This is a genomic window from Streptomyces sp. BBFR51 (genome assembly GCF_044591655.1).
GTDB lineage: Bacteria > Actinomycetota > Actinomycetes > Streptomycetales > Streptomycetaceae > Streptomyces.
This window is the reverse complement of sequence record NZ_CP172448.1, coordinates 9182990-9205234: the sequence shown is the minus strand read 5'-3', so window position 1 is coordinate 9205234 and position 22245 is coordinate 9182990. Positions and strand designations below refer to the sequence as shown.

Annotated in this window: 20 protein-coding genes and 1 pseudogene; 17 read left to right on the top strand and 4 right to left on the bottom strand. The window is 70.9% G+C overall.

Features of this window, described 5'->3' with window-relative positions; genetic code table 11:
- Positions 1 to 317: 317 nt before the first annotated feature.
- Positions 318 to 2330: a BTAD domain-containing putative transcriptional regulator gene (locus tag ACGH7X_RS41515; protein WP_399896497.1), complete on the top strand. Its 2013-nt coding sequence runs from the start codon at positions 318 to 320 to the stop codon at positions 2328 to 2330.
- 49 nt (positions 2331 to 2379) lie between these two features.
- Entirely contained in the window at positions 2380 to 3198 is an 819-nt protein-coding gene (locus ACGH7X_RS41510) for an SDR family NAD(P)-dependent oxidoreductase (protein WP_399896495.1), read from the top strand.
- Positions 3199 to 3514: 316 nt separating this feature from the next.
- On the opposite strand, the gene ACGH7X_RS41505 is transcribed toward ACGH7X_RS41510, so the two are convergent.
- Positions 3515 to 4129: a hypothetical protein gene (locus ACGH7X_RS41505; RefSeq protein WP_399896492.1), complete on the bottom strand. Its 615-nt coding sequence runs from the start codon at positions 4127 to 4129 to the stop codon at positions 3515 to 3517.
- Between the two features lie 322 nt (positions 4130 to 4451).
- Between ACGH7X_RS41505 and alr the strand changes: the two are divergent.
- The 5 genes and pseudogenes from alr to ACGH7X_RS41480 form a co-directional block, all read left to right on the top strand.
- Positions 4452 to 5366 (top strand): annotated as a pseudogene (alr, locus tag ACGH7X_RS41500) (alanine racemase); the annotation flags it as partial.
- 32 nt (positions 5367 to 5398) lie between these two features.
- Positions 5399 to 5611: an alanine racemase C-terminal domain-containing protein gene (locus tag ACGH7X_RS41495; protein ID WP_399897738.1), complete on the top strand. Its 213-nt coding sequence runs from the start codon at positions 5399 to 5401 to the stop codon at positions 5609 to 5611.
- Positions 5612 to 5712: 101 nt separating this feature from the next.
- Positions 5713 to 6267 carry a GNAT family N-acetyltransferase gene (locus ACGH7X_RS41490; protein ID WP_399896489.1) on the top strand — a complete coding sequence of 185 codons (555 nt, stop codon included), beginning with the start codon at positions 5713 to 5715 and terminating at the stop codon, positions 6265 to 6267.
- A gap of 191 nt (positions 6268 to 6458) precedes the next feature.
- Positions 6459 to 8411, top strand: a complete 1953-nt coding sequence (locus tag ACGH7X_RS41485; RefSeq protein ID WP_399896486.1) for a LamG-like jellyroll fold domain-containing protein — start codon at positions 6459 to 6461, stop codon at positions 8409 to 8411.
- Between the two features lie 219 nt (positions 8412 to 8630).
- On the top strand, positions 8631 to 8993 hold the full coding sequence (locus ACGH7X_RS41480; RefSeq protein WP_399896482.1) for a hypothetical protein: 363 nt from the start codon (positions 8631 to 8633) through the stop codon (positions 8991 to 8993).
- A gap of 79 nt (positions 8994 to 9072) precedes the next feature.
- On the opposite strand, the gene ACGH7X_RS41475 is transcribed toward ACGH7X_RS41480, so the two are convergent.
- Together ACGH7X_RS41475 and ACGH7X_RS41470 are read right to left on the bottom strand one after the other, a co-directional pair.
- Positions 9073 to 10269, bottom strand: coding sequence for a carboxylesterase family protein (locus ACGH7X_RS41475; RefSeq protein WP_399896479.1), 1197 nt, complete (start codon positions 10267 to 10269; stop codon positions 9073 to 9075).
- Between the two features lie 21 nt (positions 10270 to 10290).
- Complete coding sequence (locus ACGH7X_RS41470; RefSeq protein ID WP_399896476.1) at positions 10291 to 11637, bottom strand: MFS transporter; 1347 nt, start codon at positions 11635 to 11637, stop codon at positions 10291 to 10293.
- Positions 11638 to 11845: 208 nt separating this feature from the next.
- Here ACGH7X_RS41470 and ACGH7X_RS41465 point away from each other — a divergent pair, with 208 nt between their 5' ends.
- From ACGH7X_RS41465 to ACGH7X_RS41430, 8 genes are all read left to right on the top strand, one after another.
- The gene (locus ACGH7X_RS41465) at positions 11846 to 13345 is read left to right on the top strand and encodes a 2-hydroxymuconic semialdehyde dehydrogenase (RefSeq protein ID WP_399896473.1); all 1500 of its coding nucleotides are present in this window, start codon (positions 11846 to 11848) and stop codon (positions 13343 to 13345) included.
- A 44-nt stretch (positions 13346 to 13389) separates the two neighbouring features.
- Entirely contained in the window at positions 13390 to 14184 is a 795-nt protein-coding gene (locus ACGH7X_RS41460; protein ID WP_399896470.1) for a 2-keto-4-pentenoate hydratase, read from the top strand.
- Positions 14185 to 14279: 95 nt separating this feature from the next.
- Positions 14280 to 15215: an acetaldehyde dehydrogenase (acetylating) gene (locus ACGH7X_RS41455; RefSeq protein ID WP_399897735.1), complete on the top strand. Its 936-nt coding sequence runs from the start codon at positions 14280 to 14282 to the stop codon at positions 15213 to 15215.
- Positions 15212 to 16243: a 4-hydroxy-2-oxovalerate aldolase gene (gene dmpG, locus ACGH7X_RS41450; RefSeq protein WP_399896467.1), complete on the top strand. Its 1032-nt coding sequence runs from the start codon at positions 15212 to 15214 to the stop codon at positions 16241 to 16243. The genes ACGH7X_RS41455 and dmpG overlap by 4 nt, the downstream gene beginning before the upstream one ends.
- Entirely contained in the window at positions 16240 to 17007 is a 768-nt protein-coding gene (locus ACGH7X_RS41445; protein WP_399896465.1) for a 2-keto-4-pentenoate hydratase, read from the top strand. Before dmpG ends, ACGH7X_RS41445 begins: the two co-directional genes overlap by 4 nt.
- On the top strand, positions 17004 to 17477 hold the full coding sequence (locus tag ACGH7X_RS41440; protein WP_399896462.1) for a RidA family protein: 474 nt from the start codon (positions 17004 to 17006) through the stop codon (positions 17475 to 17477). Before ACGH7X_RS41445 ends, ACGH7X_RS41440 begins: the two co-directional genes overlap by 4 nt.
- Positions 17474 to 17995, top strand: coding sequence for a 3-hydroxyanthranilate 3,4-dioxygenase (locus ACGH7X_RS41435; protein ID WP_399896459.1), 522 nt, complete (start codon positions 17474 to 17476; stop codon positions 17993 to 17995). The genes ACGH7X_RS41440 and ACGH7X_RS41435 overlap by 4 nt, the downstream gene beginning before the upstream one ends.
- A gap of 3 nt (positions 17996 to 17998) precedes the next feature.
- On the top strand, positions 17999 to 19000 hold the full coding sequence (locus tag ACGH7X_RS41430; RefSeq protein ID WP_399896456.1) for an amidohydrolase family protein: 1002 nt from the start codon (positions 17999 to 18001) through the stop codon (positions 18998 to 19000).
- Here ACGH7X_RS41430 and ACGH7X_RS41425 read toward each other — a convergent pair.
- Entirely contained in the window at positions 18997 to 19956 is a 960-nt protein-coding gene (locus ACGH7X_RS41425) for a LysR substrate-binding domain-containing protein (protein WP_399896453.1), read from the bottom strand. The two genes, ACGH7X_RS41430 and ACGH7X_RS41425, sit on opposite strands and share 4 nt — an antisense overlap.
- Before the next feature lie 243 nt (positions 19957 to 20199).
- On the opposite strand from ACGH7X_RS41425, the gene cseB reads away from it, so the two are divergent.
- Entirely contained in the window at positions 20200 to 20907 is a 708-nt protein-coding gene (cseB, locus tag ACGH7X_RS41420) for a two-component system response regulator CseB (protein ID WP_399897732.1), read from the top strand.
- 1 nt (position 20908) lies between these two features.
- Entirely contained in the window at positions 20909 to 22171 is a 1263-nt protein-coding gene (locus ACGH7X_RS41415) for a sensor histidine kinase (RefSeq protein WP_399896450.1), read from the top strand.
- Positions 22172 to 22245: the final 74 nt, after the last annotated feature.

The following is a 22245-nucleotide window of genomic DNA, read 5'->3' as shown; positions in this document are numbered from 1 at the left end:
CTTCTTACCACTCCTGCCTTCCCACAAGTCGCTACAGGGGTCTTGATGACACACCACTTGCTGTCCCGGAATTCGGCTGCCGGAAACGACACCCACCCGGGCCGACGTCCTGGGGGCGCGAAGCAGACTCCCGGCGAGTCCCGTCCCGCGTGTACGGGTCGAGTCGCGAGGGTCCGGAACAACCACCGGGCAAGGTCCTGGGGTCGTCATGGCCGTGACCCGCAACGTCGCGACCGGAACCGGCGTATCACCTTGGCGATAACGGCGCATCGAGGAGCAGGCCCCCGCGCGGTGTCAGCAGGAAGTGAGCTGACCCGGTGAACGCGGAAGACGACCACACCATGTGGTACGGCATGCTGGGCCCCGTCGTGGTCCGGCACGGCCGTACGTCCCTCGACCTGGGGCCACGGCAACGTCGGCTCCTGCTCACCCGCCTCCTCATCGAGGACGGCCGGCCCGTCTCCCTCACCGAGCTCTGCCACTCCCTTTGGGGAGACGAGCAGCCCACCGCGGCGGTGTCGTCCATCCGCGCCCACATCAGCCGGCTGCGGTCGGTTCTGGACCCGGAACGCAAGCGCAGGTCGTCCGTACTGGTCAGTGGCCCCGCCGGCTACGCGCTGGCCGTACCGAGGGAAGCGCGGGACACCACCGCGTTCGAGGCGCACGTGCTCCGGGCCCGCGACGTCTTCGCACGGGAGCAACTTCCCCTGGCCCGCACCGAGATCGACACGGCCCTCGGCCTGTGGCGCGGGCCCGCCCTCGGCGAAGCCGCCGAAGAACCCTTCGCGCTGCGCGAAGGCGCACGCCTCAACGCGGCCCGCCAGGACGCGAGGGAACTCCTGACGGCGATCCTCATCGGGCAGGGCGACCTCGTGCCCGCTGTGAGCGTCGCCGAGCAGCTCACGGTCGGCGCTCCGCTGCGCGAGGTCTCCTGGTCCCTGCTCATGCGCGCCCTCTACGCCGCCGGACGACCTGTGGAGGCGCTGCGCCAGTACGACCGCTTCCGCACCATGCTGGCCCGGGAACTGGGACTCGACCCGAGCCCTGCCCTGCGCGACCTGCAGCTAGCCGTTCTGCGGCACGACACCGCCGTCCTCGAAATCCCCCGGTCGTCACGGAAGCCCACGGCACTGTCCGGCACCCCTCCGGTGACGAGTGCACCGCTCGTGGGCCGGTCGCAGGAGACAGCTCGGTTCCGTGCCCTGCTGGGGGACGCGGCGACCGGGCAGTCCCGGTGGGCCGTGGTCTCGGGTGAGCCCGGTTCGGGCAAGACCCGCCTGCTGGACGAGTTCGCGGCCCAGGCCGCCGAGGCGGGATTCGCCATCACCCGGGCCAGCGGGGGGCATGCCCTCGGCCGCGGCGGAACCGTCACCCTGCGCTGCGCGATCACTCAGCTCGCCGACGGACTGCGCCGCCCCGACGGGGCCGCGGAGGCGCATTCCGGGCCCGGCGAGGACGTCCTCACCACACTCGTCCGGCAGCTCGCACGCGTGCCGACCCTCTGTGTCGTCGACGACCTGGACTGGGCGGCCGGTGACGTCCACGACCAGTTGCGCCGGCTCGCCCGCCTGCTGAGGGATGTACCGGTGGTCGTGGTGTGCGCCCTGCGCGACACACAGTCCTCGGCGGTCAGTGGCCTGTTCGCGGAGCTGGCCCGGCTGGACACGACTTGGCTGCGGCTGGACGCGCTCGGGACCGCCCACGTGTCCGACATCCTCGCGGCGCGTGGCGAGAGCGTGTCCCCGGCCGATTGCGCGGAACTGCACCGGCGCAGCGAGGGCAACCCGTTCGTCCTCGGCGAGTTGTTGAAGTTGCCGCGTCCCCATCGCACCGGCCCCCACGCGAGGGTGCCGGAGTCGGTACGCAGCGTCGTCCAGGCACGGCTGGCCGAACTGCCCGCACCGGCCCGGACGATGCTGACCTACGCCGCCGTCGACGGGGGTCGGCTGGACGTCGCCCTGCTCGCGGGCGTACAGCGCCTGACACATGAACAGCTACTGCGTCAGGTCGACGACTCCGCCTCCCGAAGGCTCGTCGTCTGGGACCCGGACTCCAGGGCGCCCGCCGGAGGCCACTATCGTCTGCCCGACCTGGTCCACGACGTACTGGTCGACTCGCTGACCACCTCGTCCAGGCACTTGCTCCATTCCACGATCGCCCGTGAACTGAACGGCCGTAAGGACACCGACCCGGACCGCCTGGTCGGCCATCTGCGCGCGGCCGGCCCGATGGCCCCGGCCACGGTCGCCGGCCCGACCGGGCGGACACGCTCCGGCGCCCCACGCCACCCCGCCTCCCGCGAAAGCGCCGAAGTCAGTGCGATCGGATGATCCAGCGCACCGGCACCGCCCCCTACGCAACCGACCGAAGGACTGGAACGTGTCCAAAACCATCGTCATCACCGGTGCCAGCGACGGAATCGGCCTGGCGGCCGCCCGTCAACTGGTGCGCGGCGGACACCAGGTGGTCCTGGTCGGCCAGTCACCGCACAAGACCCGCACGGCGGCGGAGGAGCTGGGCACCGAGCACTACACGGCGGACTTCGCCCACCTGGGTGATGTCCGCGCCCTCGCGGCGAAACTCGCCACCCGGCACCCCCGTATCGACGTCCTGATGAACAACGCGGGGGCGATTCTCGGCGAGCGCACCGTCACGGAGGATGGGTTCGAGGAGTCGTTCCAGGTCAACTATCTCGCCCACTTCCTCCTGACCACGCTCCTCATGGACCCCCTACTCGCCGGCGGTGCCTCCGTCATCCAGACATCGAGCAACGCGGCCCGGCTCTCCTCCCGGGTCGAGCTGGACGACCTCAACAACTCCCGCCGGTACTCCCCGGTGCGGGCCTACGGCAACGCGAAGATGGAACTCATCCTCTTCACCCAGGAGCTCCATCGCAGGTACCACTCCCGAGGGCTGTCCGCAGCGGCCTTCCACCCGGGGGGTGTGGCCTCGGGCTTCGCCCGGAGCAGCCGGAGCCCGGTGGGCACGCTGTTCAGGTCGCCTGTTCCCGGGCTCTTCTTCCAGTCACCCGCCAAGGCAGCCGGGCAGATGCTGTGGCTGGCCACGTCCGAACCCGGCCGGAACTGGGTCTCCGGCGGCTACTACGAGAAGAGGAGCCTGCGGGCGGTCAACGCCCCCTCCGTCGCCCCTGACCTGCTGTGGGATCGCAGCACCGAACTGCTGAGGCTCGCACCGTGAACGTTCAACGCATCCCCGCGATGTCGCGTAGACCGAGCTCCCGGCCGCGGGACATCGTCGTCGGGTCCCGGCGGGTGCCGGTCGTACGGCGTCCCGGGCTTCGGATCCCGGACGCGGCGCCCACCCGGCTCCCTCGGGTGCGTGCAATACACCTGCTCCGACGCGACGCTGAAGGTTCTGGGCGCCCACTTCGACGCAGTCCCCAGCGGGCGGACCATCGGCAACGCACGCCTGGCGCGGCGGGTGCTGGAGTCGATGGCCCGAGGACCTGCCCTCCCAACCGGGGTGACACGGTTCCGGGAGGCACCGCACCGGGTCAGACGGAGCACGGGCACATGGGAACGCGGGCGATGACGTGCCCTTCGCCGTCCTCGACGATCAGCTCGGTGATGGTGTCCTTGTCCATGGACGTCACGATGCGGAAGATGAGCCGCTCCGCGCTCGCACCGTCCGCGCCCGGCGTCGTCAGACGGTAGGTCTCACCGCTGCTGAGCCTCGACAGCACCACCGGGGCCTCGGTGCCCCACGGCCGGCCGATCATCTCGCCGTGCGTGATCAGCGCGGCCGACGGTGTGGGATCGGCCCCCTGCCGGTGCGTCACGCCGAGAGGAACGACCACTGCCGCGGCCACGACGAGGGCGGCGGCGAACCCGAGGGTGATGCACGTTCCGGGGCCGGTACGAACCGGTTTCGGAGCCTCCGTGCCATTCACGGAGCACACCGGGCCCTGCGGCGCGGCTTTCCAGCGGGCGGAGGCGTCGACCCGCCGCATCGTACGACTCACGTCCTCGGTCTCGGCAGCCTCACGGGCACAGTCCGGGCACTGGTCGAGGTGCCGGGAGAGTTCCTCGGGCAGGGGAGTCCCGAGCAGCAGGTACTCGGTCAGGAACGGCCGTTGGTGAACGCATGCCTTGTTCATGGTGCCGGCCACCCCTTCTCCCTGAGGCCGTACGTGAACGACTGAGTACAACGGGGATACGCGGATTCCACCGTCTGTGTTGAAAGGGAGGAGGGAGACGGCGGCACGTCGTGCCCGGTAGCCCAGGCTGTACATCCGTTGGACGTGCGGGCTTCATCGTCGTGGAGGGGCCGGAGTACTTGGGTTGGTCGCATTCGAGAGTGTGGGCTTCAACGTTCGCGCGCGATCGCCCGTATCCCCCACGGGAACAACTCGTCACGGGTGCGGGCGCATTCTCCGTTGACGAATCTCGAATGACCACGCCGTCCGCGTATTCCACCCCCACGGAGTCTTGATGACGCGCCAGTCGCCCTCAGCGAGGTCGGAACCCGAATGTGACACACACCCCGACACCGTCCGGCACCGGTTGTCCGAGGCGGTGGTCGATCTCTCGGCCATCGCCCACAACACCCGCGTCCTTGCGGCCCGTTCGCGCGGCGCCGCCCTGATGGCGGTGGTGAAGGCGGACGGATTCGGTCACGGAGCCGTACAGGTGGCACACACCGCGCTCGCCCACGGAGCCACCTGGCTGGGCGCCACTTCCACTCCGGAGACACTGGAGCTGCGCGAGGCGGGCATCACGGCACCCGTCCTGGCCTGGATGCGGCTGCCGGGTGAGGACGTCACCGGGACAATCCGGCAGCACGTGGACCTGTCGGCCGCGTCCCTGGCGCACCTGGCGGGGATCGCCGCGTGTGCCGAGAAGGCGGGGATCCCGGGCGCCGTCCACCTCAAGGTGGACACCGGGCTCGGGCGCGACGGCGCCGGCACGGTGGACTGGCCCCGACTCCTCGAAGCGGCCGCCGAGTTCGAACGGCGGGGCCTGCTGCGGGTGCGGGGCGTCTGGTCGCACCTCGTGCACCCCGACGATCCCCGGCACCCGAGCGTCGCCGGTCAGGTCGACGCCTTCGAGGCGGCGGTGTCGCAGGCCCGTGCCGCGGGCCTGCGGCCCCAGGTGCTGCACCTGGCCAACTCGGCCGCCGCGCTGGCCGCTCCCGACACCCACTACGACCTGGTCCGCGCGGGGCTCGGCCTGTACGGCGTGGAGCCGGTCAGGGGCGAGAGCTTCGGGCTGCGGCCGGCGATGACGCTGCGCGGCCGCGTCATCATGAGCCGGCGGGTGGAGGCGGGTACGGGCGTGTCCTACGGGCACGAGTACGTGGCCGAGCGTCCGACCGCGCTCGCCCGCGTACCGCTCGGCTTCGCCGACGGACTGCCCTTCGGGCCTCGCGCTCGGCGGAGATCCTGGTCGGCGGAGTCCGCCGACGGGGGGCCGGCCGGATCGCCATGGACCAGTGCCTCGTGGACACCGGGAACGACCAGGTCACGGTCGGCGAGGACGCGGTGGTCTTCGGCCCGGGAGACAAGGGTGAGCCGACGGCCGCCGAGTGGGCGGACTGGGCGGGAACCACCGACGTCCTCCTCAACCGTCTCGAAGGGAAGACCAGGCATTGAAGCCACCCGCCCACACGCCGGAAGCCCTGCTCATCACGCCGGTCACGAACGACACCCGCGACGCCGCCTTCGCATATCACCGGGCCAACCTCGGTGAGTTCATGCTGCCACTCGCGGCGACCACGTTCCAGCAGATCGTCGGGGCGAGCCGGATGATCGCCGTCGAGCGACGCGGAGCAGTCGTGGGTCTCTGCTACGTCGCACCGGACGGCAAGGGGCTCGACACGGTCGCCCGGTGGGAGTTCGGCGGCCTCCACCTCTCTCCGGCCCTGCGCGGTCGGGGCCTCGGGACGCTGCTGAGCACCGTCGCGATCGCGGCCGTCACCCACACCGACACCAAGCCGGTGATGGGCTACGTGCATCAGGCCAACCCCGACGGAATGGGGCTGCTCGTCCGTCGCCTCGGATTCCTCGTCACCGACCGGACGGTCCGCCTCGGCCCCGACGACGCACCGGGGTACCTCCGCCGCGACAGCGCCGGCTGCGCGACCGCCCACGTCCTGCGACTCCCCGACGCCGCGAAGGCGCGCCTCGCCGACAGTCTGGAGCACTTCGGCAGCGGCCCGGGCGACTCCTCCCTGTCGGCCTCGCCTCGGCTCTCCGAGAGCCTGTTCCCGTCCGGGCCGAGTGAAGTCGCCCGGCGCCTGCGGACGTAGCGCGTCGTCGGCGGACCGTGCGCGGTGACCGGGAACGTTCGGGCCACGGTGGACCGGTTCTGCGGCAAGGGCGCGCTTTCACTCACCGACAGGTACGCGATCTCTGTTCGCCATCTTGAAGACGCCCAGGCCCAGCCCTCCCCGCCTAACGTCGCTCTCGATTGAGACACCTCCTCGGGAAGGGCCCCCACATGTGCGTTCACGGAGACACGGCGCCTTACGAGTCGACCGGCCACGGGCGGCGCGGCTTCCTGCGCAACGCGACACTGGCGGGTGCGGGCGCCGTGGCATTGGGAGCAGGTTCGTCCGTGCTCGGCGCCGCACCCGCGCAAGCCGCCGACGCCTCCGCGAGAGGCCATGTGGGGCGGTGGAATCCGGACCCCGACTCCCTACGGTTCACCTTCGCCGTCATGCCGGACACGCAGTACCTCTACTGGGGCAGCCAGGACAGCGTCAACCGCGCCCCGCAGGAGGAGTCGTTCCGCTACGTCGTCAGGAACAGCGGTGTCGACGACCAGAACATCGTGTTCATGTCGCATCTCGGTGACCTGTCGCAGGACGCCGACGCGTCGTCGTTCGAGCAGATCGACAAGGCGTTCGACATCCTGGACTCGAAAGGCGCCGCGTACAGCGTGGTGGCCGGGAACCACGACGTGAGCGGGGACGACACTCGCGGGGACAGCCCGTATCTGCGGACCCTCGGTCCGCGGCGGTTCAGGCACTCCAAGTCCTTCGTCGGGTCGGACGCCACGGGCTACAACACCGCGCACGTCTTCCGGGCCGCGGGCCGGTCCTGGCTCGTGCTGGCGCTGGACTGGCGGACCACCGAGCAGGGCTTCGCGTGGGCGGAGAAGACCATCAAGGCCCACCCCCGGATGCCGGTGATCCTCACGGCCCACGACATCGTCCACCCCGATTACGATGACAACGTTTTCCCCTACGAGTCCGGCGACCCGGAGAACAACGCCTCGCTCTCCGAGTACGGACAGTCCGTCTGGGACAGACTGATCGCTGACAACGACCAGATCTTCCTGGCCCTCAACGGCCACTACTGGCCGTCCGGTCGTACGACCAGGAAGAACGCCCACGGCCACGACGTGCACCTGCACATCGCCAACTACCAGAACCGCTTCTTCGGCGGTGGCGGCATGATCCGGCTGTACCACTTCGACCTGGCCCGCGACACGATCGACGTCGAGACGGTCAACCCGTGGATCCTGGCCCAGAGGCCGGAGTCCCGCAGCGCGCTGGCCGCCGAGCACGCGCGCATCACGGGTCCGGTCGACGACTTCTCGATCCCGATCGACTTCGAGAAGCGGTTCTCCGGCTTCGCCCCCGTCCCGGCCCGTCCCGCCCGGCCGGCCGACCGGCTGCTGATCAGGGGTACGGTCGCGTACTGGCGCTTCGACGGCCAGGGCGCGCCGGGCACCGCGCTCACGGAGGGCCAGACGGTCCGCGACCTCTCCGGCAAGGGCAACCACCTGACGGTGGTGACCACTCCCGGCACCGCCGCCGACGCGCTGACCTGGTCCGACGACCACCACCCCGACCAGCCCGGGCACGCCGGCCTGAAGTTCACCGGAGGCAGGAACCCGGTCAACGGCTCGTACCTCACCACGAAGGACACGGCACCCCTGAACACCGAGACCTTCAGGGGCGGGTACACGATCGAGACCTTCGTGCGCATACCGCTGGACTGGGACGCCGGCCGGAACGGCAACGCGTCGGTCCTCAGCCGCCGCGGCGCCGCCCGCGCCGCCGGCAAGCACGGCAGGAACACCGACCCGGACGAGTCTCTGGCCCAGTTGGCCATCACGAACAACGGCCGCGAGGTGCAGTTCAACCACTACCCGCTGAACAACACCTATCCCACGACGAACTGGAGCCACGGCCTGGCGGAGCTGAGGTGGTGGCACATCGCCGTCGTCAATGACGGCCGCCGCACCAGGCTGTATGTCGAGGGTTCCCCGGTCGCGGACGATCCGAGGCGCGTGTCGCGCGGCCTCACCTCACTCGGCCTGCCATGGCTGGTGGGGGGCCACGAATACGCCGGCGGGATCGACGTCGTCTTCCACGGCAGCGTCGGTGACATCCGCGTCGTGAACCGCCCGCTGGGTCCGGGGGAGTTCCTGACAGCCGAGTGAGCGTGTCGGCCGCACCGTGCCCCACGGGCTCGGTCTCAGCCCCAGTTCGGTCTCACGCACGCACACACCCGGGTCGTCGTCGCCCAGCCGGAATGAACCGGACTCGGTCCCAGGCCGTTGAGCCTGACGGATGCACCGAGCACTCCGACCAGAGGCAGACGTGTGCCCAAACGTGCCCCCTGGCCTCACCCGAACCTGACCTCACCAAGGAGAACACTCATGAAACGAATGAAGCGGGCGGTCCACGCCGCGGTGGCAACCTTCGCCATGACGGCCTCACTTGTCGGTGTCACTGCGACGGAGGCGTCTGCGATCAACTTCGTTCCGTGCGGCAACCGGACCGACCTCCTGAAGTTCGAATGGCACGGCCCCGGGGTGGGCGGCGTCTCATGTCTCGCCAACGGCGGACAGATCAGCTACGGCCCCAACGCCTGGGTCAAATGGATCTCCACTGGCAACAACCGCGTCCAGTGGCTCGGTGACGGGAGATGGCAGCCCGCCACACCGATCCCCAAGAACACCCTTTACAAATGGCCCAACCACCCGGATGGGGTCAGGATGGAAGCCATCCGAATCGTCTGATCATCAGCGCCCCGGGGCGACGATCACACGCGTCGCCGTCCCCGCTCGGTCCCCCTCATCGGCCTCAGCCCGGTTCGGGTCAACACCCGCAGATCAACGGGGCCGGTGTCGGACCGAGGGTACCGGTGCGGGCGAAGGCGATCCAGGCCGCGCGCACGGCCGCGCCGAGAGCGTCCACCTCGGCCCAGCTCTCCCGGCCCAGCATCGGCGACGACCGCCACGCCTCCCGGGTGCCCAGCAGCAGAGGCAGTTCCAGGCAGTGGGTCGCTCCGAACGGGGAGCCGGCCGGGCGCCAGTCGAGGCGGTACGTGTGGACCCGGGCCCCGGCCCGCGCCAGGGCCGCCCCGTAGCGTGCCAGGGGCTCCTCGTACAGGCGGCGGGTCAGCTCCGCCGCGTCGTCGCCCTCGCCCGGGAAGGCGGTCATGTCGTCCGCGTTCCAGCCGTACATGATGTCCAGGCCGCGCGCGGCCGCGGAGGCCTCGCCGCTCTCGGCCGCGGAGGCCTCGACCGGGAGGAACGGGGGTTCCAGCGTGCTTCCGGTGCGTCGCAGGTTGGCCCTCGCGGTCTCCCGTTGGGCAGCCAGGATCGCGGGGAGGCCGGCAGTGAGGGGGTCCTCGGCCAGCAGGTCGGCGAAGACTCGGCCGAGGTCCTCGGAGTCCGCGCGGGGCCTGGCCGTGATGGACAGCGGCGGGCTCTGGAGAATCGCCCTGCGCAGGAGCCCTCGTGCCTCCCGCGTCTCCAGCAGCAGGCGGATGGAGAGGGCGCCCGCGGACTGGCCGAAGGCCGTGACGTTGCCGGGGTCGCCCCCGTAGGCGGCGATGTGCCGGCTCACCCAGCGCAGCGCTTCGAGCTGGTCGTACAGGCCGAGGTTGCCCTCGCTGACCCCGTCCAGGCAGAGGTATCCGAGGGCTCCGAGGCGGTAGTTGACGGCGACGACGACCACGTCGCCCTCGGCGGCGAGTGCCCCGCCGTCGTACCAGTCCATGAGGCCCGCGCCGCTGCTGAAGCCGCCGCCGTGGAACCAGACGAGGACCGGGCGGGCGCCGTCGTCGCGGGCCGGGGTGGTGACGGTCAGGTGGAGGCAGTCCTCGCCCTGGGGACGGGTGTCGAGCGGGGGTCCCATCACCGCGTCGAGGCGGGAGGGGAGCTGGGGACAGATCTCGCCGCTCGGCGGGCGGGTGTCGTCGGTGTCCACCGGGCGAGGCGGGGCGAAGCGTGCGGCGGTGGCGTAACGGACGGGGCCGGAGCGCACCACCGTGCCAGTGGAGTCGGGCATGTGCGGCCTCCGTACAGGGGTTCAGGTGCGGGCGACAGCCTGCGCCGGGGGTTCTGCCGCCGGTTCAGGTGTGTTCTCCGGGACCAGGCGGAACAGTGCGATCGCCCCGATCAGGCTGACCGCGCAGATCCCTACGAGATACCACGTCACGCCGGTCGACGAGCCGCCGGCGTCCAGCAGCGCGGTGGAGATCAGCGGAGCGAGTCCGCCGCCGAGGATGGCGCCGAGCTGGAGGATCAGCGACGAGCCCGAGTACCGGACGTGGATGGGGAACGTGTCGGCGATGATCGCGCCCTGTACGCAGTGCGTCACTGGGATGATGATCCCCATTCCGACCAGGGCCAGCAGGGCGAGCAGGGACCTGTTCGTGTTGAGCAGCGGGAAGAAGGCCACGCACCACGCCAGGATGGCGACGGAACCGCCGACGAACATGGTTCTGCGGCCGTAGCGGTCGGCGATCCTCGTCCAGAACGGGATGGTCGCGAACCAGATCACGGACGCCGCGGTCACGCCGAGGATGAGGAACTTCTTCTTGTAGTCGAGCTCCTTGGTTCCGTACGACAGCGTGAACACCAGGAACACATAGGCCACGGCGGAGTTCGCGACCACCGCGAGGAGGGTGAGGCCGAGGCGGCGGTATCCGACCTTGAGCGCTTCGGCCAGCGGGAACCTGACCACCTCGTCCTGCTCGACGGCGCGGTTGAAGGACGGTGACTCGGTGACCCGGAGCCGGACCACCAGCCCCACCGCGACCAGGACGAAACTCAGCAGGAAGGGGATGCGCCAGGCCCACGAGGTGAAGGCGGCGTCGCCGGCAACTGAGTTGGTGGTGAGGAAGACGATGTTGGCCAGAACCAGCCCGGCTGGGGTTCCCATCTGCGGGAAGCCGGCATACAGGTTCCGTTTGCCCGCGGGGGCGTGCTCCATCGACATCAGGGTCGCGCCGGCGCCCTCGCCGCCGAGGCCGATGCCCTGGACGATGCGGAGCAGCACCAGCAGCACCGGCGCCCAGAACCCGATCGCGTCGTAGTTCGGGATGGCGCCGATGAGGGTGGAACCGACGCCCATCAGCAGGAGCGAGACCACGAGCGTCGCCTTGCGTCCGATGCGGTCGCCGAAGTGCCCGAAGACCAGACCGCCGAGCGGCCGGGCGACGAAGCCGACGGCGAACGTGCTGAAGGCGGCCAGGGTGCCCGCTCCGGAACTCAGGGAGGGGAAGAACTGCTTGTCGAAGATGAGCGCGGCCGCGGTGCCGTAGAGGAAGAAGTCGTACCACTCGAGCGTGGTGCCGGCCAGCGTCGCGACCGCGGTCCTTCTGGCCGCGGCCCCGCCTCCGCCCGCGCCGTCCTTCTGAGGTGAGCTGTTCATGGGATGACCTATCACTCGGTGACGCGTTAACGGTGGATCCTGGCCCGCTGAGACATGACGCACAAATGCCGAATGCACGCTGCGTCATACCAGTTTGGACATAGCTCGATTTCAGCCACGACCTGAAGGTCGGATATACCAAATCTGGCATACGAGTGGACGAGAAGTTAATTTGTCGGGCATGGCCGCGCCTCCCACAGTGAGAGGCATGACGGCAGAAACTGGGCGGTGGATCCGCAACTTCGTGGACGGACGGTTCGTCGACCCCGATGACGGCCCCGATGACGGCCCCGATGGCGACCGCGGCTTCGACAAGATCAATCCGGCCACCGGTCTCGTCCACGCCCGCGTCCACGAGGCGGACGAGGCGCTGGTGGACCGTGCGGTGACGGCGGCACGGCGCTCGCTGCGCGCGGGGTGGGCCGACACGGCGGTGCGTGAGCGCACCGAACTGCTGCGCCGGGCGGCCGACCGGATCGAGGAGCGGTTCGAGGAGTTCGTCGCCGCCGAGATCGCCGACACGGGCAAACCCGTCACCCAGGCACGGGAACTCGACGTCGCCCGCGCCGTCGCGAACTTCCGCGCCTTCGCCGACGTGGTCGCCGCGGCGGGTCAGGAGTCGTTCCTGACCGACCTGGCCGGCGGGAAGCGGGCCCTCAACTACGCGGTCCGCAAGCCCCTGGGCGTGGTCGCGGTCGTCGTGCCGTGGAACCTGCCGCTCCTCCTGCTGACCTGGAAGATCGCTCCGGCACTGGCCTGCGGCAACGCCGTGGTCGTCAAGCCGAGCGAGGAGACGCCGGGCACGGCCACCCTGCTCGCCGAGGTACTCGCCGAGGTGGGCCTGCCGGCCGGGGTGTACAACGTCGTCCACGGCTTCGGCGGGGGCTCCGCCGGCGAGTACCTGACGGCCCACCCCGGGATCGACGGGGTGACCTTCACCGGATCGTCCGCCACCGGGTCGCAGGTCATGAGGACCGTCGCGCCGCGAGTGCGGCCGGTCTCCTTCGAACTCGGCGGAAAGAACGCCGCGATCGTCTTCGACGACGTGGACGTGGACGAAGCGGTGACCGGGCTGAGCAAGTCGGTGTTCACCAACACCGGGCAGGTCTGCCTGTGCACCGAGCGGGTCTACGTACAGCGGTCCGTCTTCGACGACATCGCGAGTGGACTCGTGGAACGCGCCGAACGCCTGCGGCTCGGAGACCCGCTGTCCGAGGCGACCACCACCGGGCCACTGATCTCCCACGCCCACCGCGACAAAGTGCTGGGCTACTTCGACCTGGCCGAACAGGCCGGCGCCACCGTCCTCACCGGCGGTCACGTACCGGCCCTGGGCGCGGGCCTCGACGGCGGGTCCTGGATCGAGCCCACCCTGTGGACCGGGCTGACCAACGCCGACCGTGTCGTACGCGAGGAGATCTTCGGCCCGGTGGCCGCCCTCATCCCCTTCGACACCGAGGCGCAGGCGATCGACCTGGCCAACGACACCGACTACGGCCTCGCCGCCTCCGTGTGGACCAACGACCTGCGTCGCGGCCACCGTGTGGCGCAGGCGATGAACGTCGGCATGGCCTGGGTCAACACCTGGTTCCTGCGCGACCTGCGCTCCCCCTTCGGCGGTGTCGGGCTCTCCGGCATCGGGCGCGAGGGCGGCGAGTCGTCCCTGCACTTCTACACCGAGCCGACGAACGTGTGCGTACAGCTGTGAACGAACTCCCGAACCCCCACGCCCCCGGCCGTCCCCTGAGTGCCGTGTCCGGTGACCCCGTCGAGGCCGCCGTCGAACTGCTCACCACCGCGGCCGCCACCCGCACCCCCTGTGCCCCGGTCCGCCAGCACCTCGGTGCGAACGACATCGACGCCGCCTACGAGGTGCAGCGCCGCGTGGCCCGGGCGCGCGTCGCGGCCGGCGCGCGCCGGGCGGGCGCCAAGATCGGGCTCACCGCCCCCGTCGTACAGCAGCAGTTCGGTGTCTTCCAGCCGGACTTCGGCGTGCTCCACGACGACATGCTGTACGCGCACACCGAGCCGCTGCCGCTCGCCCGGTTCCTCCAGCCGCGCGCGGAGGGCGAGATCGCGTTCGTCCTCGGCCGTGATCTCGACCGGCCCGGCGCGTCCGTCGCCGACGTGCTGCGGGCCACCGAGTTCGTGCTGCCCGCCATCGAGATCGTCGACTCCCGGATCGCGGGCTGGGACCTGGCCATCACCGACACCGTGGCCGACAACGCGTCCAGCGGCGCGGTGGTCCTCGGCACCACCCCGTACCCGGTCGCGGGCCTGGATCTGGCCCGGGTCGGCATGACGCTGCGCCGGGACGGCGAGGCGGTCGCCCACGGCGCGGGGCACGCCTGCCTCGGCTCACCGGTCGTCGCGGTGGCCTGGCTGGCCCGCGAACTGGTCCGGCGCGAGCAGCCGTTGGCCGCCGGGGACGTGGTGATGTCCGGTGCGCTCGGCCCGATGGTCCCGGTCGAGGGACCGGGGCGGTTCCGGCTGGAGCTGGACGGGCTGGGAGAAGTGGAAGCAGTCGTCGAGGAGGGAACCAAGTGAGTCCAGCAACCACCGGACCGGGCGGCACGCACCCGCCCGCGACCGCGACCGCGACCGGCACCCTCGCCCGCACCGGCACCGGCACCGGCACCGGCATGGTCCCCGTCGCCGTCATCGGCTCCGGCCACATCGGCACCGACCTGATGATCAAGGTGATGCGGCTTTCCAAGACCCTGCGGATGGGTGCCATGGCCGGTATCGACCCGGCGTCCGACGGTCTCGCCCGGGCCGGACGTCTCAAGGTCGCCACCACCGCGGGCGGCATCGACGGCCTCGTGGAGATGGACGAGTTCGCCGGCATCAAGGTGATATTCGACGCGACCTCCGCCAAGGCCCACGTCCGCAACGCCGAGATAGCCCGGCACCACGGCAAGCTGATGATCGACCTGACCCCGGCCGCACTCGGCCCCTTCGTCGTTCCCCCGGTCAACCTGGAGGAGCATCTGGACGCGCCGAACGTCAACATGGTGACCTGCGGCGGCCAGGCGACCATCCCCGTCGTCGCCGCCGTCTCCCGGATCGCCCCGGTCGCCTACGGCGAGATCGTCGCGTCCATCGCGTCGAGGTCGGCCGGTCCCGGCACCCGGGCGAACATCGACGAGTTCACCGAGACCACCGGCGAGGCCATCCGCGTCGTCGGCGGCGCCGCGGTGGGCAAGGCGATCATCGTCCTCAACCCGGCCGAGCCGCCCCTCGTCATGCGCGACACCGTGTACTGCCTCGTCGAGGGCGCGGTGGACGCGGGGACGCGGGAGCGGATCGCCGGCTCCGTACGGGAGATGGCCGCCGACGTCCGGGAGTACGTCCCCGGCTACCGGCTCAAGCAGGACGTGCAGTTCGACCCCGTAGAGGACGTCATGGTCCCGGCGCTGGGCCGCCGGATCACCGGAGTGCGGGTCTCGGTGTTCCTGGAGGTGCTGGGCGCGGGCCACTACCTGCCCGACTACGCCGGAAACCTGGACATCATGACCTCCGCCGCGGTCAGGACCGCGGAGCGGATCGCCGTACTCCGAGGATGGGTGGACGCGTGAAGATCTACGTACAGGACGTGACCCTGCGGGACGGCATGCACGCCATGGGGCACATGTACTCCCTCGACCAGGTGCGCCGGATCGTCGCCGCGCTCGACAGGGCGGGCGTCGCGGCCATCGAGGTCGCGCACGGCGACGGGCTCGGCGGATCGAGCGCCAACTACGGCTTCGGCGCCCACAGCGACGAGGAGTGGATCGAGGCCGCCGCGGAGGTCCTGGAGCACGCGAAGCTGACCACCCTGCTGCTTCCCGGCATCGGCACCATCGAGCACCTGCGCCGCGCCCACGACCTCGGGGTGCGCAGCGTCCGCGTCGCCACCCACTGCACCGAGGCCGACGTGAGCGCGCAGCACATCGCCTGGGCCAGGGAGCACGGCATGGACGTGTCGGGCTTCCTGATGATGAGCCACCTCAACTCCCCCGCACGCCTGGCCGAGCAGGCGGCGCTGATGGAGTCCTACGGCGCGCACTGCGTGTACGTCACCGACTCCGGCGGGCGGCTGACGACGCGCGACGTCACGGAGCGGATCGACGCCTACCGCCAGGTGCTGGACGAGAGCACGCAGATCGGCATCCACGCCCACGAGAACCTCTCGCTCTCGGTCGCCAACAGTGTGGCCGCCGTCGAGCACGGCGCGTACCGCGTCGACGTGGCCCTGGCCGGTCAGGGCGCCGGGGCGGGCAACTGCCCGGCGGAACCGTTCGTCGCGGTCGCGGACCTGCTGGGCTGGGAGCACGGCTGCGACCTGTTCGCCCTCCAGGACGCCGCCGACGACGTCGTCCGCCCGCTGCGCGAGCGCCCGGTGCGGGTGGACCGCGAGACGCTGACCCTCGGCTACGCCGGGGTGTACTCCAGCTTCCTGCTGCACGCCGAACGGGCGTCCCTGCGCTACGGGGTCGACACCCGGCGGATCCTGATGGAGGTCGGACGCCGTCAACTGGTCGGCGGCCAGGAGGACATGATCGTCGACATCGCACTGGACCTGGCCGCGCGAGACGGGGCCGGCACGGAAGGGAGCGCCGCATGAGCACGGCAAGGACCGTGGAGGCTCTCGCGGAGCGGCTCGACACCGCGCAGACGATGCGCACCGACACACCGAGCCTCGCCGACACGCACCGGTTCGACATCGGCGAGGCGTACGCGATCCAGGCGGCGCTGCTGGCCCGCCGCGAGGCGCGCGGCGAGCGGGTCACCGGGGTCAAGCTGGGCTTCACCAGCAAGGCCAAGATGGCCCAGATGGGGGTGTCCGACGTGATCGTCGGGCGGCTCACCGACGCGATGCGGGTCGCGAACGGCGGCGACCTCGACCTCGGGCGGTTCATCCACCCGAAGGTGGAGCCCGAGGTGGCATACCGGATCTGCCGCGACGTGGACATGGACGACCCCGCGACGGACATCGAGTCGTGCGTGGACGCCCTCGCCCCCGCCATGGAGATCATCGACTCCCGCTACCGGGACTTCCGGTTCACCTACGAGGACGTCGTCGCGGACAACACGTCGGCCTCCGCCTACGTGATCGGTTCCTGGCGGCCCCTTCAGAGCGTGCCCAACCGGGCGGTGCGGCTGGTGAGCGGCCAGGCGGAGACGGTCGGCTCGACCGCCGCGATCCTCGGCGACCCGGTGCGCGCCCTGCACGCGCTGCTGGACATGTGCCGGCGCCGGTCCATCCCGCTGCGGGCCGGGCAGGTGGTGCTCGCCGGTGCGGCGACCGCCGCCGTGCCGCTGACCGCCGGCGTCACCGCCTGCGAGGTCGCGGGGCTCGGCACGGTGGAAGTGAGGGTCGTCGGATGAGCGACGCACGTGTTCTCCGGGGACGGGCCGTCCCGCGCGGCCGCTTCCCCCACCTGAAGGTCGTCGGCGACCTGGTCTTCGTGTCCGGCACGAGTTCACGCCGGCCCGACAACACGTTCGTGGGCGCCGAGGCCGACGCCATGGGCACCACGAACCTCGACATCCGCGCGCAGACACGCGCGGTGATCGAGAACATCCGGGACATGCTCGCCGAGGTGGGCGCCGAACTCCACGACGTCGCCCAGGTCACTTCGTACCTGGTGTCGATGAACGACTTCGGCGGATACAACGAGGTCTACGGCGAGTTCTTCGACGAGCGGGGCCCGGCCCGCACGACGGTCGCGGTGCACCAACTGCCGCACCCACACCTGCTGATCGAGATCCAGGCCGTCGCCCACCTGCCCCGGACGTCCCGAGCCGCGGGCAACCCCAGTACATCCGCATCGCACAGCACGGAGGTGGTCTCATGACCGACATTCCCGAGGTCATCGACTTCCAGGGTTGGATCGACGAGCACGCGCACCTGCTCAAGCCGCCGGTGAACAACCGCACCATGTTCCTCGGCGACGACTTCATCGTCCAGATCGTGGGCGGCCCCAACCAGCGCACGGACTTCCACCAGGAGCCGTACGAGGAGTGGTTCTACCAGGTCAAGGGCGACATGCACGTCAACCTCATGACCGGGGACGGGCCGCGGACCGTGCACATCAAGGAGGGCCAGGCCTGGCTGCTGCCCGGCAACGTCCCGCACTCCCCGCAGCGCCCCGACCCCGACTCGATCGGTCTGGTCATCGAGCGGGTCCGCGAGGAGGGCACCCTGGAGCGGTTCCAGTGGTACTGCCTGAACTGCTCCGCCCTGATCCACGGGACCGAGCTCCAGGTCAGGGACATCGTCAAGGACCTGCCGCCGGTCTTCACCGCGTTCTACGAGGACGAGCGGGCCCGGGTCTGCCGCGAGTGCGGCGCGCTCCACCCGGGGAAGGGCTGACCGGTGGACCGAGTGATCGACATCCACACCCACTACGTGCCCCGGGGCTGGCCCGACCTGAGAGCCGACGGCGGGCCGGACGCACCGTGGCTGCGGTTCGAGACCGAGTCGGACGCGATGATCATGATGGGGACCAAGGAGTTCCGGCGGATCCGCTCGGACTGCTGGGACGCCGAGGTCCGCCTGCGGGACATGGACGCGGACGGCGTGCGCACCCAGGTCGTCTCCCCGACGCCGGCCTTCTTCAGCTACGGGCGAAGCGGCCAGGAGGCGGCGAACATCGCGCGGATCTTCAACGACCTGGCTCTGGAGATCGTCGAGCCCGCACCGGACCGGCTGATCCCGTTCTGCCAGGTGCCGTTGCAGGACCCGGACGCGGCCTGCCGCGAGCTGGAACGCTGCGTCGCGGCCGGGCACCGCGGGGTCGAGATCGGCAACCACGTCGGCGACCTGGACCTGGACAGCGAAGGGGTCGTCACCTTCCTCCAGCACTGCGCCTCGCTGGACGTACCGGTGTTCGTGCACCCGTGGGACATGGCCAGTTCCGCCCGGCTAGACCGCTGGATGGCGCAGTGGCTGACGGCGATGCCCGCCGAGACGCACCTGTCGATCCTGGCCATGATCCTGGGCGGGGTCTTCGACCGCATCGACGACCGTCTGAAGATCTGCTTCGCGCACGGCGGCGGTTCGTTCGCGTTCTGGCTGGGCCGCATGGAGAACGCCTGGCACGGACGCAACGACGTCATCGGCACCTCGCGGTTCCCGCCGTCCCACTACCTCGGCCGGTTCTACGTCGACTCGGTCGTCTTCGACGAGCGTGCCCTGCGGCTGCTGGTGGACACGGTGGGCGCGGAGCGGGTGATGGTGGGCAGCGACTACCCGTACCCGCTGGGCGAGCGTCCGGTCGGTCAGGTGGTCCGCAAGAGCCAGTTCCTCGACGACGCCGCCCGCCGGCTGATCGGCTACGAGAACGCCGAACGCTTTCTCGGCCTGTCCTCTTCCTAGACCACGTCGTCAGATTCCCGTCTGCTCGCCGACGGTGCGGCCATGTCACCGGCGACGGTCTCCAGGCTCCGGATGAGGGCCTCGGCAGAGGGGCTCAACGTCCGGGCGGCCGATCTGGTCAGCCCGACGCTGTGCCCGATCGGGGCCAGCGGGACCGACAGCCGCACCATGCGGCTGTCGTCCCGGACGATCAGGCTGGGCAGCACCGCGACGACGTCGGTCTCCAGCAGGAGCTGGCGCATGGTGAGGAACGACGTGGTCTCCACCCGGTTCAGCGGCAGGGCGAACCCGTGGCGGCCGAACAGTTCCTCGATCTCCCGGCGCAGCACAGTCTCCGCGCCCGGCAGGATCCACGGGTGGTCGACCAGCTCCGCCAGCTCCACCCCTTCCCGGCCGGCGAGCGGGTGCGTGGCCCGGACCACGGGCTCCACCGACTCGTCATAGAGCTTGCGGCGTTCCATCCGCTCGTCGGAGGGCGCGGTCAGCCGCCCCACGACGAGGTCGACGCGCCCCGCCTCCAGCTCCAGCAGCAGCGCCTCCGGCGACCCCTCCCGCACGATCACGGTCAGGTAGGGGCGCTCCTTCTTGAGAGCGGCGATGGCGCGCGGCAGCAGGACGTTGGAGCCCGCCAGGTGAGTGCCGACGACCACGGTGCCGCGGTCGGCGTCGGCCAGCTCCACCACATGCCGCCCCGCCTGCGTCAACTGCGCCAGCACCGCCCGTGCGTGCCGGGTGAACGCCTCGCCGAACACGGTGGGGGTGACGCCCCGGGGGCCGCGCTCGAACAGCGACACGCCGAGGATGTCCTCCAGCTCGTGCAGGCTCCGGGTCGCCGCGGGCTGTGTCACATGGAGTTCGCCGGCGGCGCCGACGACGCTCCCCTGGCGCGAGAGCGCGTCGATCAGGACCAGGTGCCGGAACTTGAGCCGGCCGTCGAGCAGGCGGGGCATCTCCACCCCGTGACTCTATCCACCGCCGCCCGCCGCCCGCCGCCCGCCGCTCCCCGGCCGTGTGCGCACGCGCCCAGGGCAGGTCCGATACGCGGCTGATACACGGCCGAGCCCTGCCGGATGCCCCGGGACGACACACGACAGGCAGAATGCGGGCAGTGCGAGGTCGGCGCCGCCCTGCGGGATTCCCGCGGTGGGCGGCTGGAAGAGAGGTTGGGCGCAGTGAGCGAGGAGGACGCCCCGGCGCCCGTGACGATCCTGCTGGTCGAGGACGACGAGGTCATCCGCAGGTCCGTCACGCTCGCGCTGGAACGCTACGGCTACCGGGTCGTGTCGGCCGGTGACGGTCTGACCGGACTGGAGCTGTTCCGGGAGGGCCGCCACGATCTGCTGCTCCTGGACGTGATGCTGCCCGGCCTCGACGGCATCGGACTGTGCCGGCGGATCAGGGAGACCAGCATGGACCCGGTGCTGATGATGTCCGCGCGCGGTGACGCCCTGGACGTGGTCTCCGGTCTGGAGGCGGGTGCCGACGACTACGTCGTCAAGCCCGTCGACACCGCGGTTCTGGTGGCCCGTATCCGCTCGCTGCTGCGGCGGGCGGTCTACACCCCCGCCGCCCCGCCCGCCGCGGGCCGGGGGCGGCCGGAGCGGTCCGGTGCCGACGGGCAAACCCTGCTGGTCTTCGGCGACCTGACCCTCGACACGGCGGGCCTCGAGGTGTCGCTGGCGGGCCGGCCCGTCGCGCTGGCCCCGACCGAACTGCGGCTGCTGCTGGAGTTCGCCGCGCACCCGGGCACCGTGCTCGACCGGCAGACCCTGCTGCGCAACGTGTGGGACTACGGCTGGGACGGGGACAGCCGCGTGGTCGACCTGTGCGTGCAGCGGCTGCGGAGGAAGATCGGGGCCGACCGGGTCGAGACCGTGCGCGGGTTCGGCTACAAGTTGCGGCGCTGACGTGGATGCCGTTCGTGACCTGCTCAACTGGCGTTCACTGCGCTGGAAGACCTGTCTGCTCGTCACCGTGTGCTGCTGTGCCGTCGCGCTGACCATCGGGACCCTGGTGCACGCCAGCACCCGGGCCCGGTCGATGAACGACGGGGCCGCCAGGGCCACCGCGGCACTCCTCGGTGACGTGGAGGCCTACGAGCGGGACGGCGTCCCGCCCCCGGGGCTCCACCTGGTGCCGGGGGAGCTTCCGGACGAGTTGCTGCGCCGGCTCGACCACCGGCAGGAACCGGAGCCGGACCACGACGCGGTCACCTGGTATGAGGATCCGGACGCCGGGGACCACCCCTCGATGTGGGCGGCGCGCATCTACGGCGGCGAGCCCGTCGCCACGGAGATCGACATGACGTCCGACCTGCTCACTCGCCGTGCCCTGGACCGGCACATGTGGAAATACTCTCTTCTCGCCCTGGCCGTCGTCGTCCCCCTGTCGGCGCTCGCCGCCGAACTGCCGTACCGCCGGCTGCGGCGGGTGGCGCGCACCACACGCCTGATCACGGACGGCGATCTGACCGCCAGAACCGGAGCCGGGCGCGGCAACGACGAGATCACCGCCATCTCGGCCACGGTCGACTCGATGGCCGACAGCCTGCACCAGCGGCTGCTGACCGAACAGCGCTTCACCGCGGACGTCGCCCACGAACTGCGGACCCCGCTGATGGGCCTGGTCACCGCGAGCGAACTGCTCCCCGAGGGGGAGGCGACCGGCCTGGTCCAGGACCGGGTGCGGGTGCTGCGGGCCCTGGTCGAGGACCTGCTGGAGATCTCCCGGCTCGACGCGGGCGCCGAGCGGGCCGAGCCGAGAAGGGTGCCGCTGGCCGAGGCGGTCTCCGAGTCCCTGGACCGAACAGGGCTGCACACACGGTTCACCGCAAGGGGCGCCCTGTCCGCCGAGACCGACCCGCGCCGGCTCGACCGGATCGTCACCAACCTCGTCGTCAACGCCCACCAGCACGGTCGCGCGCCCGTCGAGGTCACGGTCGCCGGCACCTCGGTGACCGTACGGGACCACGGTCCCGGCTTTCCGGCCGCGCTCCTGGCCGGGGGCCCCCAGCGGTTCCGCACCGGGGCACCGGAACGCGGCCGCGGTCACGGCCTGGGGCTCACCATCGCGCTGGGCCAGGCCGGGGTCCTCGGCGCATCGCTGTCGTTCACCAACGCGCCCGACGGCGGGGCCGTCGCCACCCTCCGGCTGCCGACCGCTGCCGACTGACGCCGGCTGACCGTGCGCGGTCCGGCCACGTCCCGGTGTGTCGGGCCACTGTGCAGGAGCCGATACACAACGGA

What these genes read in the sequence shown, in the direction of transcription:
- ACGH7X_RS41445 (WP_399896465.1), top strand. Translation starts at nt 16,240, where the DNA reads ATGAGCACGGCAAGGACCGTGGAGGCTCTCGCGGAGCGGCTCGACACC.
- ACGH7X_RS41435 (WP_399896459.1), top strand. Translation starts at nt 17,474, where the DNA reads ATGACCGACATTCCCGAGGTCATCGACTTCCAGGGTTGGATCGACGAG.
- ACGH7X_RS41465 (WP_399896473.1), top strand. Translation starts at nt 11,846, where the DNA reads ATGACGGCAGAAACTGGGCGGTGGATCCGCAACTTCGTGGACGGACGG.
- ACGH7X_RS41470 (WP_399896476.1), bottom strand. Translation starts at nt 11,637, where the DNA reads ATGAACAGCTCACCTCAGAAGGACGGCGCGGGCGGAGGCGGGGCCGCG.
- ACGH7X_RS41440 (WP_399896462.1), top strand. Translation starts at nt 17,004, where the DNA reads ATGAGCGACGCACGTGTTCTCCGGGGACGGGCCGTCCCGCGCGGCCGC.
- ACGH7X_RS41480 (WP_399896482.1), top strand. Translation starts at nt 8,631, where the DNA reads ATGAAACGAATGAAGCGGGCGGTCCACGCCGCGGTGGCAACCTTCGCC.
- ACGH7X_RS41475 (WP_399896479.1), bottom strand. Translation starts at nt 10,269, where the DNA reads ATGCCCGACTCCACTGGCACGGTGGTGCGCTCCGGCCCCGTCCGTTAC.
- ACGH7X_RS41455 (WP_399897735.1), top strand. Translation starts at nt 14,280, where the DNA reads ATGGTCCCCGTCGCCGTCATCGGCTCCGGCCACATCGGCACCGACCTG.
- ACGH7X_RS41485 (WP_399896486.1), top strand. Translation starts at nt 6,459, where the DNA reads ATGTGCGTTCACGGAGACACGGCGCCTTACGAGTCGACCGGCCACGGG.
- ACGH7X_RS41490 (WP_399896489.1), top strand. Translation starts at nt 5,713, where the DNA reads ATGCTGCCACTCGCGGCGACCACGTTCCAGCAGATCGTCGGGGCGAGC.